Annotated in this window: 22 protein-coding genes; all 22 read left to right on the forward strand. The window is 58.7% G+C overall.

The window, feature by feature from the left end; genetic code table 11:
- The first annotated feature begins 116 nt into the window (after nucleotides 1-116).
- On the forward strand, nucleotides 117-1,472 hold the full coding sequence (locus tag DW091_RS06875) for a HAMP domain-containing sensor histidine kinase (protein WP_118517751.1): 1,356 nt from the start codon (nucleotides 117-119) through the stop codon (nucleotides 1,470-1,472).
- Between the two features lies 1 nt (nucleotide 1,473).
- Nucleotides 1,474-2,163 (forward strand): response regulator transcription factor, encoded by a 690-nt coding sequence (locus DW091_RS06880; RefSeq protein ID WP_118517752.1) that lies wholly within the window; start codon nucleotides 1,474-1,476, stop codon nucleotides 2,161-2,163.
- A gap of 198 nt (nucleotides 2,164-2,361) precedes the next feature.
- Nucleotides 2,362-2,874 carry a hypothetical protein gene (locus DW091_RS06885; RefSeq protein WP_118517753.1) on the forward strand — a complete coding sequence of 171 codons (513 nt, stop codon included), beginning with the start codon at nucleotides 2,362-2,364 and terminating at the stop codon, nucleotides 2,872-2,874.
- Nucleotides 2,871-3,164, forward strand: a complete 294-nt coding sequence (locus DW091_RS06890) for a hypothetical protein (RefSeq protein WP_118517754.1) — start codon at nucleotides 2,871-2,873, stop codon at nucleotides 3,162-3,164. Before DW091_RS06885 ends, DW091_RS06890 begins: the two co-directional genes overlap by 4 nt.
- Nucleotides 3,161-3,682, forward strand: coding sequence for a hypothetical protein (locus tag DW091_RS06895; protein ID WP_118517755.1), 522 nt, complete (start codon nucleotides 3,161-3,163; stop codon nucleotides 3,680-3,682). Before DW091_RS06890 ends, DW091_RS06895 begins: the two co-directional genes overlap by 4 nt.
- A gap of 19 nt (nucleotides 3,683-3,701) precedes the next feature.
- Nucleotides 3,702-4,172: a hypothetical protein gene (locus DW091_RS06900; protein WP_118517756.1), complete on the forward strand. Its 471-nt coding sequence runs from the start codon at nucleotides 3,702-3,704 to the stop codon at nucleotides 4,170-4,172.
- Between the two features lie 57 nt (nucleotides 4,173-4,229).
- Entirely contained in the window at nucleotides 4,230-4,781 is a 552-nt protein-coding gene (locus DW091_RS06905) for a hypothetical protein (RefSeq protein WP_118517757.1), read from the forward strand.
- Nucleotides 4,782-4,841: 60 nt separating this feature from the next.
- Nucleotides 4,842-5,453 (forward strand): hypothetical protein, encoded by a 612-nt coding sequence (locus tag DW091_RS06910; protein WP_118517758.1) that lies wholly within the window; start codon nucleotides 4,842-4,844, stop codon nucleotides 5,451-5,453.
- The gene (locus tag DW091_RS06915) at nucleotides 5,450-6,277 is read left to right on the forward strand and encodes a hypothetical protein (RefSeq protein ID WP_118517759.1); all 828 of its coding nucleotides are present in this window, start codon (nucleotides 5,450-5,452) and stop codon (nucleotides 6,275-6,277) included. The genes DW091_RS06910 and DW091_RS06915 overlap by 4 nt, the downstream gene beginning before the upstream one ends.
- 280 nt (nucleotides 6,278-6,557) lie before the next feature.
- Nucleotides 6,558-9,110 carry an ATP-binding protein gene (locus tag DW091_RS06920; protein ID WP_118517760.1) on the forward strand — a complete coding sequence of 851 codons (2,553 nt, stop codon included), beginning with the start codon at nucleotides 6,558-6,560 and terminating at the stop codon, nucleotides 9,108-9,110.
- Between the two features lie 12 nt (nucleotides 9,111-9,122).
- Complete coding sequence (locus DW091_RS06925) at nucleotides 9,123-10,400, forward strand: extracellular solute-binding protein (protein WP_118517761.1); 1,278 nt, start codon at nucleotides 9,123-9,125, stop codon at nucleotides 10,398-10,400.
- A gap of 287 nt (nucleotides 10,401-10,687) precedes the next feature.
- A complete protein-coding gene (locus DW091_RS06930; protein ID WP_118517762.1) occupies nucleotides 10,688-11,248 on the forward strand; it encodes a DUF6431 domain-containing protein in 561 nt (186 codons plus the stop codon).
- 79 nt (nucleotides 11,249-11,327) lie between these two features.
- Nucleotides 11,328-12,140, forward strand: coding sequence for a phage regulatory protein/antirepressor Ant (locus DW091_RS06935; protein ID WP_118517763.1), 813 nt, complete (start codon nucleotides 11,328-11,330; stop codon nucleotides 12,138-12,140).
- Nucleotides 12,124-12,783, forward strand: a complete 660-nt coding sequence (locus tag DW091_RS06940) for a hypothetical protein (protein WP_118517764.1) — start codon at nucleotides 12,124-12,126, stop codon at nucleotides 12,781-12,783. Before DW091_RS06935 ends, DW091_RS06940 begins: the two co-directional genes overlap by 17 nt.
- Nucleotides 12,771-12,992, forward strand: coding sequence for a hypothetical protein (locus DW091_RS06945; protein WP_096919362.1), 222 nt, complete (start codon nucleotides 12,771-12,773; stop codon nucleotides 12,990-12,992). The genes DW091_RS06940 and DW091_RS06945 overlap by 13 nt, the downstream gene beginning before the upstream one ends.
- Nucleotides 12,974-13,228: a helix-turn-helix domain-containing protein gene (locus DW091_RS06950; RefSeq protein WP_147365279.1), complete on the forward strand. Its 255-nt coding sequence runs from the start codon at nucleotides 12,974-12,976 to the stop codon at nucleotides 13,226-13,228. The genes DW091_RS06945 and DW091_RS06950 overlap by 19 nt, the downstream gene beginning before the upstream one ends.
- 40 nt (nucleotides 13,229-13,268) lie before the next feature.
- Nucleotides 13,269-13,502: a hypothetical protein gene (locus DW091_RS06955; RefSeq protein WP_074616189.1), complete on the forward strand. Its 234-nt coding sequence runs from the start codon at nucleotides 13,269-13,271 to the stop codon at nucleotides 13,500-13,502.
- A 45-nt stretch (nucleotides 13,503-13,547) separates the two neighbouring features.
- Nucleotides 13,548-13,781, forward strand: a complete 234-nt coding sequence (locus DW091_RS06960) for a DUF2922 domain-containing protein (RefSeq protein ID WP_096919363.1) — start codon at nucleotides 13,548-13,550, stop codon at nucleotides 13,779-13,781.
- A 201-nt stretch (nucleotides 13,782-13,982) separates the two neighbouring features.
- Nucleotides 13,983-14,558, forward strand: coding sequence for a D-Ala-D-Ala carboxypeptidase family metallohydrolase (locus tag DW091_RS06965; RefSeq protein WP_118517766.1), 576 nt, complete (start codon nucleotides 13,983-13,985; stop codon nucleotides 14,556-14,558).
- A gap of 284 nt (nucleotides 14,559-14,842) precedes the next feature.
- Nucleotides 14,843-15,439 carry a GNAT family N-acetyltransferase gene (locus DW091_RS06970; protein ID WP_074616186.1) on the forward strand — a complete coding sequence of 199 codons (597 nt, stop codon included), beginning with the start codon at nucleotides 14,843-14,845 and terminating at the stop codon, nucleotides 15,437-15,439.
- Nucleotides 15,432-16,040 (forward strand): DUF6434 domain-containing protein, encoded by a 609-nt coding sequence (locus tag DW091_RS06975; protein ID WP_118517767.1) that lies wholly within the window; start codon nucleotides 15,432-15,434, stop codon nucleotides 16,038-16,040. The genes DW091_RS06970 and DW091_RS06975 overlap by 8 nt, the downstream gene beginning before the upstream one ends.
- Nucleotides 16,041-16,042: 2 nt before the next feature.
- Nucleotides 16,043-16,762, forward strand: a complete 720-nt coding sequence (locus tag DW091_RS06980) for an alpha/beta hydrolase (protein ID WP_118517768.1) — start codon at nucleotides 16,043-16,045, stop codon at nucleotides 16,760-16,762.
- Nucleotides 16,763-16,809: the final 47 nt, after the last annotated feature.

The following is a 16,809-nucleotide window of genomic DNA, read 5'->3' on the forward strand; positions in this document are numbered from 1 at the left end:
CGTTGAAGGGGGAAAGTTCAGGTGCCAATCGCTAAACGCCGCTACTTGAAATAAGTGATGAAAACACTTATAATAAGTTTATACCAAATCACGGAGAGAGGGAAAGGAGAGCGGCTATGTGGATGGAATTACTCGCCAGTTTTCTGACTTTTTGGGGGCCGCTCTTTCTGCGGTACTATCCCTTTCGCAACAGGCTGCGCGTGCCCGCATGGGTGGTGGGGCTCTTTGTGGCGGCGGTCTGGGCCGGCGTGGTGGCCGGGCTTTTGATTTTTGGCTACACGGCCGGGCGGTCCGTCGGCCTTTACCGCAGCATTACCTTTGTCATTTTTTTCACCTCCTCCTGTTTTTTTATCCGGGACCGCTTTGTCAGGCATTTCTTTGTCTACCTGATCTGTTATACCTTTATGGCAGTGGGCATCGGCATCGCCCAGTTTGCCATGGTGCGCACCGGCGGCGGCTATCCAATCATGATTTTCGCAACGCTTCTCTTTGACCTCGTCACCTATCCTTTCATCTTCTACTTTTTCCACCGGGTGCTGGAGCCTGTGATGGACGTGGACAATACCCGCGTGTGGAACATCATCTGGGCGCCGCCGCTGCTGTCCTGTATGCTTATCTCTGTGGCCACGCCGGGCATGCTGGACGCCGAGAGCGTGAGCTATGTGGTTATCCGCACCCTGCTTGGCATCAGCAGCATTGTGACCTGCGCCATACTGGTAATCTGTCTGGGCCATGTGCGGGAGCAGGCCCGCAAAGAGGCTGAGCTCACCCGTGAACGCGAGGTAGCCGCCATGAAGGAAGCCTTTCTGCACGACCTCTCCCACGAGCTCCAGGTGCCTGTGACCGTGGTGTCCGGCTTTGCCCAGCTGACCGGTGAGATGATGGACGATCCTGCGGTTGACCGCGCCGCTGTGCGGGATAACATGCGCCGGGTGGACAGCGAGGCCGGACGCATGGAGCGGCTGGTGCGTCAGATGTTAGACGCCGCGGCCCTGGAAAACGGCAGCTTCAGCCTGAGCCGGTCCGCTGTGGATATGGCCGGGGTGCTGGGGAACGCCGCCGAGGTCCATTTCCCCGTGCTGGACGACGGCCGCAACACCCTGTCGCTTCAGGTACCAAAGCCGCTGCCGCCTGTGGACGGCGACCGGGAGCGTCTGCTGCAGGTGGTGCTGAACCTGCTCTCCAACGCGGCAAAGCACACCCAGGACGGGCAGATCACCCTGTCGGCCCGGGATATGGGCAATATGGTTGAGGTGGCTGTGGCCGATACCGGCGAGGGCATCGCGCCTGAGCGGCTGCCTGGGCTTTTCAGGCGCTACACGAGCGACAGCGCGCCGGACAGCCATGGCCTGGGCCTGTTCATCGCTGCCCAGATCGTAGAGGCCCACGGCGGCGGAATCAGCATTGAGAGCGCGCCGGGCAGGGGAACCACCGTGCGCTTTACCGTGCCGGTCATCAAAGAGGAGGGATAAAATGACGGACAAACAACAACCCACCGTGCTCCTGGTCGAGGACAACGCGCATGTGCTGGCCCTCAACCAGTCTGTTTTGGAGCGCAGGGGCTACAGCGTGCTCACCGCCCGCAGCCTGGCCGCTGTCCGGCAGCTGCTGGCCAGAAAGCCCAGGGTGGACGTGGCGGTTTTGGACATCCGACTGCCTGACGGCAACGGCCTGGATTTTGTACCTGAGCTGCGGCAGACCGCTCCGGTTCCGGTGCTCATGCTCACCAGCTGCCGGGACTACGACGATATGGTGCGGGGGCTGACTGGCGGAGCCGACGATTACATGACCAAGCCCTACCGCATCGATGAGCTGCTGGCCCGCATCGCGGCGCTGCTGTTAAAGCGGGAGTCGGTGCACCCGCCATCTGAGGTGGTGCGGGGGCCGCTGGTGCTGGATACCGTGGCCCAGCGGGGCTTTCTCTTTGGGGAGGACATGCTGCTCCAGCCCCGGGAGTTCGCCACGCTGCTGTTTCTGATCCGCAGCGGGGGCCAGAGCGTTCCAGCCGGCGAGCTGTATGAGGCTGTGTGGAAGCTGCCCGCTGCCGGAAGCGCCGGCGCGGTCAAGACAGCCATATCCCGCCTGCGCGGCAAGCTGAGGGGCAGCGGCTACACCATCACCTCAGGACGCGGCACAGGCTACCGGTTCCAAAAAGACGAATAAAGCGGCGCGAAGGTTACAAATTGGTAACCTTTGCACTTTTGAAGGTTAAATGATTGTATAATATGGGTAGGGGTAAGCGGCCCCGAAAAAACAGAGAGCTCATGGCGGGTTTTCTGTTTTTTATTTTACGAAGGAGAAGTATCATGGAAAAGTCAATCATTTGGCAGGGCCTCCGGGTACCAGAAAAGGAGTGGCGTTATGAAATTTAAAAAGCTATTGTCCGCGGCCGCGGCAGCCTTGCTGCTCATGGCCGCTGTCCCGGGCGCCTGCGCGGCCCAGACCGCAGGCGGTGACACCCCGGTGTCCATCACCCTTCTGCCCCCGCTGGATTATGTGGTGGTGGTGCCGGATAAGGCCAGCCTGCGCTATGACGGCAGTGCCGAGTACGCTCTTGGCGAGGTCTGCGCCGCCCAGGTGTCCCTGCCTGAGGACAAGGCCCTGCAGGTGAGCGTTCCGAGCCAGGCGTATTATCTGTACGCCGATCCGTCCAATCCCGGCGCGGCCCGGCTGCGCTACACCGCCGGCCTGCGGCCCGGCGTCAGTAAGGACGGGCAGAAAATCAACAGCGCCCTGCTGGCCCAGGGTGACCGCTGCGGCCTGTTCGCCAGCTTTGATCCCGCCGCCAGAGGCCTGCGGGCCGGCACGTATGCGAGCCCGGGCAGGGCCGGCGACCTGAGCCTGAAATTTGAAGTTGTGGAGGTATCCCAATGAAAAAAGTTCTTATCCTGCTCGTCCTGCTGCTGGCCCTTTGCGCGCCGGTTTACGCCGAGAGCAGCCAGACCTACGGCAGCGACCTGACCGTCGAGGTGAGCCAGGAGCTCATCGACGCCGATAAAATAAAAGCGCCCGTGCCCAACCCGCCCACCGGAGGCGGCCAGAGCGTCCAGTACGGCTTTCTTCTGGCTGGCGCGGCAGCGCTTGCCGCAGCCTTAACCGCCGCGGCCCTGCGCCCTGAAAAAACAGGGGAGAGACAAACAAAGCGCGGAGGAAAAAAATCATGAAACAGAAAATGATCGCCCTGACGCTGGTCCTGGGCCTGCTCCTCGCAGCCGCGCCAGTCCTGGCCGCAGGCCAGGAGATCCGGCCAGACTCCTCCACCCTGGAGGCCGAGGGGCAGGTGCCCATCGATATGACCCTCGACGAGGGCTATGTGGTGCTCATCCCCGGCGATATCACCATCGCGCCCGGCGTCGGCGGCCGGGACTACGCTGTGGGAAATGTGGGCCTGACCGAGGCGCACCTGCTGCCGGGCCGCCAGGTGCGGCTGGGCCTGCCGCAGCGCATTCAGCTGGACAGCGCCGTGAAGGCCGGCAACACCGTCGAGGCCGGCCCTTTCATCGACGCGGTGGGCGGCGCAAAGCAGAGTGAAGCGCCCCTGGCGCTGGAGAACCCCACGCCTGTGGGCGTCACCTTCGTGCCCCACGCCTTCGCGGACGCGGTGGCCGGCAGCTACCGCGGCACCATGATCTACAAGGTGTGGATCGCCCAGGAAGCAGAGCAGGACGGACAAATTAAATAAAACAACAAGGAGAAGCATCATGGAAAGCTCAAAAATAAAAAACACGGTGATCATTACACTGGCCCTGCTGCTGTTAGCAGCCATCGGGGTGATTGTCTGGTATCTGACCAGCCCGCCGACGTCCGGGGCCGATCAGGGCATTGTGAAGCTCACACCCACGCCCGCAGGGGAGACGGCCCCGGACGGCATCCAGATTCCCGGCTATGCCAGCCTGGAGGCGGACAGCACCACCGGCGAGCTGCAGGTGCTGTTCCAGAATCCAGAGGGCAACCCCTGCACCTTCCAGATCGAGCTCATCCTCAAGGATACGGGCGAGAGCGTCTATAAGTCCCCGGACATCGAGCCCGGCTTTGGCGTTGAGCGCCCACGGCTCTGCAAAACCCCGGCGCCCGGGGCCTACGCCGCTGTTATCAGCTACACGACCCAGAGCCTGGAGGACAAAACCCCCATGAACGGCGCATCGGTCGAGACAACGCTCGTGGTTCAATAAGCGATTCATAGAAAAGGCAGAAAGATAAAAAAATACGTCCTTAAAGGAGAGATAATAATGAAAACAGTAAAAAAGCAAACCGCCGCTTTGGGTCTGATTCTGGCCATCTTATTTGCAGCCCGTCCCGTTCTGGCCGCGGACCCGACGCCGACGCCGCAGACCGAGGTGACAGCCTCCTTCAAGACCTTCACGCAGTACACCCTCGTCATTCCAAAATCGGTTGAGTTCGGCGAGCAGTACATGAAAAATGGGGCCTCCTGGCAGGAGCATGTGAAGGGCGGGAGCCTCTACCTGAAGGACGTCGATCAAGACGCCATGGCCCAGGATTATAAGGTGCGCGTGACGATAAAGGACGCCCAGCCCAGCGGCGCGGCAGGCTTCAGCCTCAAGCGCGCCGACGGCGCGTACATTCCCTACACGGTTTTAAAGGCTGACGGGAGCACCCCAGTGGCCTGGGACGGCGAGGCCATCCTCTTTGACAAGACCAACTACCAGCCCGACGCTGCCCAGACCCGCCTGACCCTGAAGGTGGACAGCCCCGCCGGCACCGGCAGCGCCGGAACCTACAAAGATACCGTGACCTACGCCGCCAGCGTGGTGATTCCATAGGGCTTTCCAGGGGACCAAAGACACCCTGGGGGCTGAGCCCATGCCAAAGGAGGCACAATTATGAAAAAGAAAATGACCGCACTGGCGCTGGCCCTGGGCCTGCTCCTCGCCGCCCGGCCTGTCCTGGCGGAGCCCCTGCCAGGCCCGACGCTGCGCCCGACACCGGGGACAGCCATCGAGTGCGAAAATGGCGTGGGGAACGGGCAGAGCGAGATAAACGCCACGTTCCAGGGCCCCGACTATACCCTGGTCGTTCCTGCGAAGCTGGCGTTCGGCGCGCTGTACTGGAATAAAAACAGTACCTATGAAAAAAATCTGACCGGGAAAGACCTGTATATCGGTCAGATGACAGCCGGATACTTTGAGAGCGGCTGGAAAATTCAGGTGAACGCAGGCAGCGGCAAGGTTAAGGAAGGCAGTTTTGTCCTGTCAAACGCCAAGGGCGACACCATTCCTTTTAAGGTGACCGACGCCGCAGGCCGCGAGGTTGGGCTGAACGGCGCACTCGCCACTCTTGCCCAAACAGGGCCGGAGGACGCGGCCCTCGCCACCCTCAGGCTCACGCCGCCCCAGAGCGAAACCCAGCTGAACCTTGAATATTCGGGGTCGCTGATCTTTACGACCAGACTGGTACCACCGGCGCCAGCTGCTAAACAGGAGGTAAATCCATGAAAAAGAAAATCATTTCCGCATTGCTGGCCCTGTGCCTGCTGACCACCGCATACCCGGCTCACGCCGAGTCCGGCGCAGACGACGCCTCTGCGGATCCGCTGCCCAGCGTCACAATTCAACCGTCGACTGAGCGGAGCGCCGTGACAGCCACTTATCAAAACGCCCCCACCTATACCCTCATCGTTCCCGAAAACATTCGCATGGGAAGCTACGGCACCCTCTATATCCACGACGATAACGCCCGGAAAAGGGCCTTTAACGTCACGCTGAAGCTGCCGAAATCGACAGGCTATAATGAACTGCTGCAGTCCGGGTACAAGATAGAAGTCAGCGTGTACGGCGACAACGGAGGTCAAGGAGATACAAAAGCTTTCACCCTGAAAGGGAGGGAAGAGGGTCATACAGAGAAACTCTCCGGGCTGCTCCCGTACAGCGTGTTCAAATGGAACAGTACAGATTACCCGCTGGCGCCCGGCGAGGCGCCCATGGACGCCGACGTGAGCAGTGATAAAAAGTGGACCGAAATCCAGCCGGACGATGTGCTCGCGAGCTACAGAATCAACGTGTACCCCCACACGGGAATGGATCAGGCAGACGATAGCGATAGCGACAACTACTACTATTACGCCTGGGGCAGGATAGCCCTGGGTGATCTCCCGGAAGAAGCAGAGCAGATTGTGGCAGGCGGCGGGAAAGTTGAGTACGGCACACGTACAGACGCCGGTTTTCTGCACTACAAGGTCAGCCTTAAAGTGGATACGCAGGGCGCAACACGCAACCCGGATGAGAACGGCGACATCAACATCAACGACCCGATTCTCTGATTTCTGAGCTGCCCACTTTCCACTTTCAACTTAAAAAGCCTCTTTTTAACGCTCTGTCTCTTGCTGTTAAAGTTTGTCGACCCTCTGAGATCGGCGCAGATTTGTGCCGATCTTTTTGTGCGCAAAAATCCCCAATTCCCTGTTTTGATGTGGTAAAAGTAGATAAAATGTTATATAATAAGATAACAGACAATATCACCATACGACGATCTGATTTGTAAACCATTAATCCCTCAGAAAAGCGGGAATTAAAGGGCCGTGTGAGAAATGAGGATAATAATTGATAAAGAAATTAGATAAAGAGAGAAGCCGATCCTATTTGAAATGGCTTTATTTTTTGATCGTGGTCGTTTTTGGGGTGATCATTGTCATCAGTATTCAGATGGTTGTCCGGAAAATGGAGGACAGCGCAGTATCGACGAGCCAGTATCTGCTGGAACAGCTCCGGGATAATTTGTCCTATACCATGAAGGGCGACAGCGAAGCCATCGCGTATTTTGCCGATACTCTGGATGTAAACGCGCCTCCCGCCGAGCTTCAGAGGGACATGGCCGCCTTTAAAGAAAATTATGGTTTCCTGGAGGTGGCGGTGCTGGGCCAGAATCAGGAAGGCTACAGCAGCACCGGCGAGGTCTTTCGCCTGCCAGACCAGGAGGTTCTGGAGGACGGCGCTTTTACGGGCTTCAGCAACGCCTTTCACGGCGGCGCGGGCGTCTGGGAGACCGACTACCGCGCGCCCATTGTGAGGGATGGCGCCGAGGCGGGCGCGGTGTACGTGCGCGTGCCCCTGAACAAATACGGGGCCGATAATGCCATGACCTACTACGGCGGCCAGGGCATGGCCTACCTTTTTGACGTCAACACTAAAAAAATGGTGCTCATGCCCACCACGCCCAACCTGATCATGAACTATATGAGCGAGATCGACATGGTGTTTACCGAGCTGGGCTTTGACAAAACCCTCATGGACACGTCGGTTTATCCCGCCATCGCCGGGAGGGAAAGGCTTGTACTGCAGGGCCAGCTGGACGGCGAGCGGGTCTACATTACCCTGTTGCCCATGTCCAATCAGGAGAGCTGGTATATCTGCGGCATTGTGCCGGAATCTGCGGTTTTACAGGAGGCCAGCCTGATTTTACAGATACTGTTCGGCGTTATGGCCGGCATGGGCGTGGTCATGCTTCTGGTTCTGGCCTATGTGGTTTACGAGAGCCGGTGCGGTGCCCGCAGAAAGCAGGAGCAGCTGCAGGAAGCTGAGCTGCAAAACGCAGTCTACGACACCGTGGGCGACGCAAGCGATACCATTCTGTGCGTGTTTAACAGAGAGCGTCAGACCTGCGACATCGTGTTCCACAATATCGTGCGGATTCTGGGCGTTGACGGGGACAGCCTGATGGCGGACAGCAGCGCGCTGGGGATGCTCTTAAACAGCCTCGTCCCCGGGCTTTACGGCCGCATGCTGCGAGGCGAGATCGACGCCGAGGAGGTCATTCCTCTTGTCTACGACCACCCCGTCCGGCACGAGCAGCGCAATATCCGCCTGACAGTCAAGCCGTTGAACATCGAGGGCAGGGCCTGCTACATGCTCATGATGGAGGACATCACCGAGGACATGAAAATACAGATGTCGCTGCGGACTGCTCTGGAAAACGCCAATCAGGCCAATCAGGCCAAATCCGATTTCCTGTCCCGCATGAGCCACGATATCCGCACTCCCATCAACGCCATCATCGGTATGCGTGAGATCGCCGTGCGCCATCTGGACGAGCCAGAGAAAATCAGTGACTGCCTGGGCAAGATCGAGGTCAGCTCCCGGCATCTGCTGGAGCTGGTGAATGATATTCTGGATTTGTCGAAGATCGAGAGCGGCAAGCTGTCCCTGCGCAACGACCCCTTTAATCTGACCGACTGTGTGGCAGACGTCATGAGTATTATAAAGCCCCAGGCCCAAGCCAAGGGCCAGCGCCTTACCCTTGACGCCGAGAGAGTGGCCCACAAGCAGCTCATCGGCGACGACATGCGCCTGCAGCAGATCCTCATCAACCTGCTCAGCAACGCAGTCAAATACACCCAGGAGGGCGGGGAGATCGCCCTGACACTGGAGGAAAGGCCCAGCACCCGGCGCGCCTACAGCACCTATGTGTTTACCGTGCGGGATAACGGCGTGGGCATGAGCGCGGAATTTATTGAAAAAATCGGGAAGCCCTTTGAGCAGGAGACGAACATCTTCCACAAGAGCGAGCTGGGCAGCGGCCTCGGCCTGTCCATTGTCAAAAATCTGGTATCCCTCAAGGGCGGCACCCTGGATATTGAGAGCGAAAAAGGGCAGGGCACCACCACCCGGGTCGAGCTCACCTTTGAGATCGATGAGCAGTCCCGCCAGTCCGGAGCCAAACAGCCCGGCGCGGACGAGCAGTTCTCCACCGAGAGCCTGAAGGGCAGACGTGTGCTGGTGGTTGAGGATAACGCCCTCAACCGTGAGATTGCTGTAGAGCTGCTGCAAATGCAGGACATGGCAGTGGAAACCGCCGTGGACGGAAGGGATGCAGTCATGAAGTTTAAGGAGAGCTCCCCGGGCCATTATGACCTGATTCTCATGGATTTGCAGATGCCTGGCATGGATGGCTGCGAGGCCACCCGTATCATCCGCGGCCTGAGCCGGGACGACGCCAGAGCTGTGCCCATTGTGGCCATGACCGCCAACGCCTTCTCCGAGGACGTGAGCCGCTGCCGCCGCGCGGGCATGAACGCCCATCTCAGCAAGCCCATCGAGCTGGACGCCATGTACGCCTGCCTGGTGCGGCAGCTGGAAAAAAGGCCGGAAAAAAATTAGGAAGAGGAAAAGATGAAAAAGAAAAGATTAACCCTGCTGTCACTGGCGCTGGCCCTGTGCCTGAGCCTGAGCGCCTGCGCCGGAAAAGACGCCCGTGTGGTAAGCAACGCCGGCGCAGAGGAAAAAAAGACCGAAATATCTCTGTTAACCACCGCCAACAACACTACCGCCTACAACGCCCTCAACAGCGCCATCGCGGTTTTTGAGGACAGACGGCCCGATGTGCATGTGGTGTTTGAGGGCTACAACACCGGGGAGGGCAGCAAAAACCTGTCCCAGGTCATTGACGAGCGCATCGCCTCCGGCCAGATCAACGACATGACCACCATGGACGTGGTCAATATCTTCAGATACAGCGGCGTGGGAAAGATCGCCGATTTAACCGACAGCGAAGCGGCCAGAGACCTCACCCCTCTGGCCCGGCAGGATTCCACCGTGGACGGCAAGGTGCTGTCCGTGCCTTTGTCCATGGTCAGCTTTGGCACCTGGGTAAACATGGACGTCATGAGGGAATGCGGCCTGGAGCTTCCGGGAAACTGGGAGGAATTTGTTCACTGCTGCGCTGTGCTCAAGGAAAAAGGCTACCAGCCCATTGCGGGCACAACAGACCTCACCAAGCTTTTTGTGGTGGCGGCCATGGGCGATATTTATATGGACGGCGACACCGACGCCACCGTGGCCCGGCTCAATACCGGCGAGGAAAAAATTTCGAAATACGCCAGAACCGGCTTCGAGCGCGTCGAGTATCTTATCAAGCAAGGCTATATCGACGGCCCCGCCTCGGCCCTTCGCAAGCCCAAGGATATTATGGAGCATATGGAGAATGGGGAGGGTGTCTTTGAGATGCACGCGAGCAATTTGCTTAATCCGGAGGAGCTGTCCTTTGAGGTGGCCTTTATCGGCGTGCCCGGCACCCACGGCATGGTGTCCCCCATGGCCTGCGACCGCCGTTTTGTAGTCATGGCAGACGGCGGGAACGTGGAGGCCTGCAAGGATTTCCTGAGCTGCCTGGGCAGCGGGGAAACTTTAAAGACCCTGTCAGGAACGTTTGGCCTTTTGCCAGCCTACCGCTCCAGCGAGAAATCAATGAAAAAGGACGACCGCATGGCCCAGGTTTACGATAACATCGAAGCAGACCGGATCATGCTCATTCAGGATTATAACCTGGTCTTTGAGCAGTGGTCCAGCCTGGCCGGCATCGTGGACCCCATGCTCACAGGCGCCAGCGCCGAGAGCCAGTGCGCCGCCTTCGACACGCTGCAGATGGAGGCTGTGAATGGAAGCAAATAGAGGGATGGCATAACACCGGCCACCGCAAAAACCAATATTTTAAATGGCTTACAGGAGGAACCATTGCTGAATTTTCATTTTTTTGATATACTTACAGTATGTTCGCATATGGACAATGCGGCTTTGGCAGAGAAACCCGCGTCCATCAGACAAGAGCGAAAATAAGAGACAATCAAAACAGAATCATGGTTTCCGGGACACATACCAATCAACCGGCACACTGACGCTTAATCGGCGCGGTGTGCCGGTTTTTTTTATGGCCCGGCGGCCAGGCACAGGAGGAAAAAATGCTGATAACCAAAGCGCAGATTATCGTGATCGAGGATATAACAGGCGAAGACGGCCGGAAAGCGGGCGAACGCCTGAGGGTACTCTACCAGGCCATCCCCACCTGCGGGGAGTGCGGGCACCCCATGAAAATAAGGGATTTTGTGTGGCGCACCATCATCACCATGAGCGGCTGCCGCGGCCGCATCCGGGTGCGCCGCCTGGTGTGCACCGCGGCGGACTGCTACCTGCACACCCATCCCCGCCGCAACCTGCCCAGGGGCGTGCTGCCCCGCCGCCTGTACAGCGCCGAGGTCCATCAGGCCGTCGCCGAGGGCCGGGACGATGTGCCCTGCCCCCCAAACACCCTTCACCGCATCTTAAAATGGGTGCGGCAGATGGCCGCCTGCCTGATCGCGAGCGGGCTTTTTCCGCTCCTTTGTGAAAACGTTAACGATGTGCCGGACGAGACGGCAGGCCCTCTGGAACGTCTTAAAAATATAACCGGCGGCGGTGAGGACTGGTTCGCCCGGGCGGTGGAGAGGGCCGCGGGCCGGGGCGGAGGTCTGCACTGGGCATAGGATGTGTTTGACATAGGAATAGGGTAAACTCACGGTATCATCTCAAAAAGATGAAATTTCTAAACATTGAGGAGGTACAATGATGAAAACCCAAAATAAAGGTCCGGAGCCATCCCGCGGCCTTGTTCATTGTGCAGAAAATTCTGAAACAGACAAAAAGATTGAGGTCACCCTGTGCCAAAACCAGCCGGTGGTATCCAGCCGGCAGGTGGCCCACGACTTTGAGCGCGCGCACAAAAGCGTGCTGAGAAGTATTACCCTGCTGAGGCGGGAGACATCGGCACAAAATTGCGCCGATCTTTTTATGAGTTCCACTTATGTTGACCAGTACGGAAGAACACAGAAGGAATACCTCATCACCCGGGACGGCTTCGCCCTGCTGGTCATGGGCTTTACCGGCGCCCAGGCCCTTTCCTGGAAACTCCGGTACATCCAGGCCTTTAACGCGATGGAGGAACAGCTCCGCAGGCAGGCGCTTTCCATGCCCCAGGATAAGGCCCTGCTGGCCGCCGCGGTGCTGGAGGCCGAGCGGGTCATCGCCGGGCTGCAGACAGAGGCCGACTACGCCAGGCACGTGCTCGACAGTCAGGCCCTCATCCCCATTACCGGCATTGCCAAGGATTACGGCATGACCGCCGAGTTCATGAACCGCCTGCTCCACAGCCTGGGCGTCCAGTATAAAAAGGGCAGGCGCTGGTATTTGTACGAGGCCTGGCAGGACGCGGGCTACGCCGCCACCAACACCGACACCATCCCCAAAAAAGACGGCAGCGTCAAGGTCGTGGAGAGCCTGCAGTGGACCCAGAGGGGCAAGCGCTTTATCCACGACCTGCTGGCCCAAAACAGCATTTACCCCATCCTGGAGCGTGACCGCCATGAACTTTGTGACTGAGTTTTTAAGCTTCATGACCTGGCTCATGGCCCGGCCCCGCAAAACCTTAGCGCTTTTGGGCCTCTGGGTGTACCTTTTTCTCCAGGACAACGCCGCCGCCGTCCAGGACGAGGATGGCAGCTGGTGCTGGCCGGTGTGGTTTGAGGTGGACAACGGCAGCCTCCGCGCCTTTATGGACGGAATGTCCTCGAAACGCCTCTGGGAACTGAGACAGGAGCTCATCCGCCATTCCCGGCTGGAATACCAGAAGGCTTCCGGCGGCCACCCCGCCCGTTACGCCCTGGTGCCCTTCGACACAGGGCTCAGGCAGGCCCGCCTGTGCGCCGCCGCCCCTTCCGGGGGCGTCCTCGTCTGGAAAGCCAGCGCGGAAAGCCGAGAAAACCCGGCCAGAACACGCCCAGAGCATTCCCCGGAACAAAACCGCTTTTCTTCTGATTTAGAGATAAATCATAAAAATATAAATATAAAAGCATTACCAGGGTATGGGGGCAGCAACCTCAACGGCTTTAACATTCCGCCCCAGCTCACCGCCGAAGAAAAACAGCGCCTCGAGGCCGAATATCCCGACCCGGTTGAGCGCTTCTGGGCAGGCATGGCCCTGCGGGATCAAAAGGCAGAGGAGGAACAGACATGGGAATATTAAAAGACCGCTACACCGACCTTTACGGCGAGCGTTTTTACGAGGATGGGAGCTACACCGTCTACGAATGCCTGGCCGAGGGCGCCCTGCGCCTGAACCTGAGAGCCCGCACCCTGGAGGAGGCCGAGGCCCGCTTCGCCGAAGTCCTGGACGACGCCGAGGATAACCAGCCCGGCCTGGTACTGCGGCAGCAGTGGGTGGCCGAGACATGATGGACGACGCCTTTGGCCGCTGGATGCGGGAGCGCCGCCGGGAAAGAGGGCTCACCCAGCAGGCCCTGGCCGACGCGGCCGGCCTCAGCCACAAGACCGTGTTCCGGGCCGAGCGGGGCCAGGCTGTGAGTGCCTACACAAGGGAGCAGCTGACCGCCCTTCTGGGAGAGCCCCCCGCTGACCAATTGGGCCAGAGAGGACACTTTATTCTGGCCATATACCGGGACGCGCTGTGATGGTAAACTTAAACCAAGAAAACGAAAGGAGGTACACCCCATGACCTATGAACGCATCAAAATCAAACACGAGCTCAAGATGAACCTGAACTACGGCGAAATCGACGGGAAGATCAAGAAAAAGCTGAAGACCATCGGCGGCCTCGACCTTGACGAGACTGTGGCCACCAGCGAAGCAGTCATCAAGACCGCCAAGGCCCTCGGCACCCTCATGGAGCCCATTGTCCAGGACATCACGAATGTCATGTACTACGATAATGTGGAAACCGCCTGAGGCAGCGCATTGCGATCAACCCCATAAAAGAAAGGAGGAACCCCCATGGAAACTGTGAGCACCAAAACACTGGATCTGGAGTTTATGATGGCCAACGGCGACACCGACACCATCAGCCTGCCCGACTATCTGCCCGACGTCACAAAAGAGCAGATCGTGGCCGCGGCCGATATCGTCATCGCCCAGAACATCTTTAAGCCCGACGGCTTCGCCTATCAGAAGCTCAAGGGCTACGAATTCATCGACAAAACCGTGCGGAAGGAAGAACTGGAAGTTTAAGGTGAAAGGGAGCGAGAGCTCCCTTTCATTAATGGAAAATGGAAAATTGAGAATGGAGAATTGTGGAGCGCTTTCGCCAATGGCTCAAGCGATTAAAATCGCGGCCTGGGGTCGCGCCTAATCAAAATGCGCCCGCATTTTGTTCCATAATTCTCCATTCTCCATTATCAATTCTCAATTGTAATCAAGAAGGAGGTTTCTATGAAAATCAAAAAATACCTTGTCCTGTTCATGCTGGTTCTGATCATCGCTGTCTCGGCCGGGTTCTTCACCTCGCAGCTGGGTCATTTTAAGAAAGTGGCGGACTGGGGGGCAGACAGGGGCCAGGCGGGACCGTCGGAGCCAGAGGAGCCGCCGCCCGGCGGCGGAGAGCTGCCTTACAGGGGAGAGGAGGCCGCCCCGGCAGAGGAACCGGAGACGCCGCCCCCGGCGGCGGACCCGGTTATGGCCACTGCCCATTTCGCCCGGGACGAGTACCGCTGCGATTGCGCGGGCGCCTGCGACGGCTGGCCCTGCGAGATGAACCCCGTGCTCCTTGATAAAATTGAGGCGCTGCGCTGTGCCTGCGGGGCGCCAGTCATCATCACCTCCGGTGTGCGGTGCGAGGCCCGCAACGCCGAGGTGGGCGGCGTGTCCTGGTCCTTCCACAAGCGGGGCGACGCGGCGGACCTGTACTGCCCCGGCGTGGCAGTGGGCGACCTGGCACAGATGGCAAAGGCCCTGGGCATGAACGTGCTGCCCTACTATGGCAGCGGCTATATCCATGTGGAAATCTGATCCGGCTGAAATAAAAACCGGATGGGCCTTGACGTTGGAGCGTAGGCAAACTTTAACACGAAGCGGTAACGCGTTAAAAAGAGGACTGCTCAGTTGAAAGTTGAAAGTGGATAGTGGAAAGTTCAGGTGCAAATCCGCCACAGGCAGATTTGATTGGACGCGGCCTATGGCCGCGTTTTTAATCGCTTGGGCCATCGGTGAAAGTGTTTTATCGATCTTCAGGCATATCAGCCGATGGACGGCAGGTCAGGGGTGTGTTAGAATGTGAGGAGAAGGAGGAGCGCATGAATAAAAATAAGATAAGCATACGCCCCGCTACCGTACAGGACGCGGCGGCGCTTTTGGATATTTACAGGCCCTATGTGGAGGAGACGGCCGTCAGCTTCGAGTACGAGACGCCCTCGGTGCAGGCCTTCGCGGGACGTGTGGCAGCCATCCGCGGGAAGTACCCCTATCTGGCCGCCGTGCAGGACGGCAGGCTCCTGGGATACGCCTACGCCGCGGCGTTTAAGGAGCGGGCCGCCTACGACTGGGCGGTGGAGACCACCGTGTACGTCGGGCAGGAGGCCCGTGGAGCCGGCGTTGGCCGGGGGCTCTACGAAGCCCTTGAAGCCTGCCTGGCCGCCCAGAATATTCTCAACCTTAACGCCTGCATTGCTGTGCCCCAGGGGGACGACCCCTACCTGAGCCGGGACAGCGTGGCCTTCCACACCCGTCTGGGCTACCGGCCTGTGGGCGAATTTCGCCAGTGCGGCTACAAATTTGGCCGTTGGTACAATATGCTGTGGATGGAAAAGCACATCGGCGCCCACCAGAGCAATCAGCCCCGGGTAAAGGCCTTTGAGGAAGTCTGGGAAGAGCTGGAGGCGCAGTATGAGTGAGCGTCCAAATCTGGATAAAAGCCTGGACAGCGCGGCGTTCCGAAACTATTACTACCTGAAGGAGGAGCTCGTGGCCTTTTGCAGGCAGAACGGCCTGCCCGTTTCCGGCGGAAAGCTTGAGCTGACCGAGCGCATCGCCCATTTTCTGGACACCGGCAGGGCGCTGGCCCCATCTGCCAAAAGCCGGCCGGGCAAGGCCCGGGTGGGCTTGATCACAGAGGACATGGCCATCGAGCCGGATTTTGTCTGCTCCGAGAAGCACCGGGCATTTTTTAAGGAGAAGCTCGGCAAAAGCTTTACCTTTAATGTGGCTTTCCAGAAGTGGCTGAAGGCCAATACCGGCAAAACCTACCGGGAGGCCGTCGCCGCCTACGAGAAGCTTCAGGCCGAGAAGAAAAAGGGAAAAACCACCATTGACCGGCAGTTTGAGTACAATACCTATATCCGGGATTTCTTCGCAGACAACGCGGGCAAAACCCTAAAGGAAGCCATTGCGTGCTGGAAGTATAAGAAAGGCCTGCCCGGCCACAACCGCTATGAGCGGGCAGACCTAAGGGCCCTGCCAGACAGGCAGGAGACCGAAAACAGAGAGGAGCGTTAACCATGCGTTTAGAATACATGGAAATTGAAAACATCCCTGCCCTGCTCTGGGGCTGGCCGGCGGACAAGGTCATCATCGCCGTCCACGGCAGCCAGTCCAGCAAGGGTGACGACCCCATCCGCATCATGGCCGAACACGCCAACATGATAAACGTCGGCTATCAGACGATCAGCTTTGACCTTCCCGGACACGGGGACCGGAAAGGCGAGGACACCCCCTGCACCGTGCAGGCGTGCCTGGCGGATCTGGCCACGATCATAGACTGGGCAAGAAAGCGTTGGCAGTCCGTCAGCCTGTTTGCCGTCAGCCTGGGCGCGTATCTCAGCCTTACGGCCTATTCCGGCGAGGCCCTGGACAGGGCGTGGTTCCTGTCGCCGCTTGTGGACATGCAGGGCATCATCGAGAACATGATGGACAGCTTCGGCGTTACAGGGGAACAGCTCCAGCGGGAGCAGGCTGTCGCCACCCCCATCGGCCAGACCCTGTACTGGGATGACTATGCCTATGTGCTGGAGCACCCTGTCAGCCAATGGACAGTGCCGACCGAGATCCTGTACGGCGAAAAGGACGACACCTGTGAGCGCAGCGCCGTCGAAGCCTTTGCCCGCCGTTTTTCCTGCGGCCTGGAGATCGTGCCAGAGGGTGAGCATTACTTTCATACACCGGAGCAGATGGAGGCCTTTGTGGCCTGGATTAAGCAGACCGGGCTGTGGAAAGAATAAAATTTCTTTTTAAAACCCGTTGACCCTCACGCTGCGTGATAGTGTAA

It is taken from the genome of Eubacterium sp. AM05-23, from assembly GCF_003477535.1.
GTDB lineage: Bacteria > Bacillota > Clostridia > Eubacteriales > Eubacteriaceae > Eubacterium > Eubacterium maltosivorans.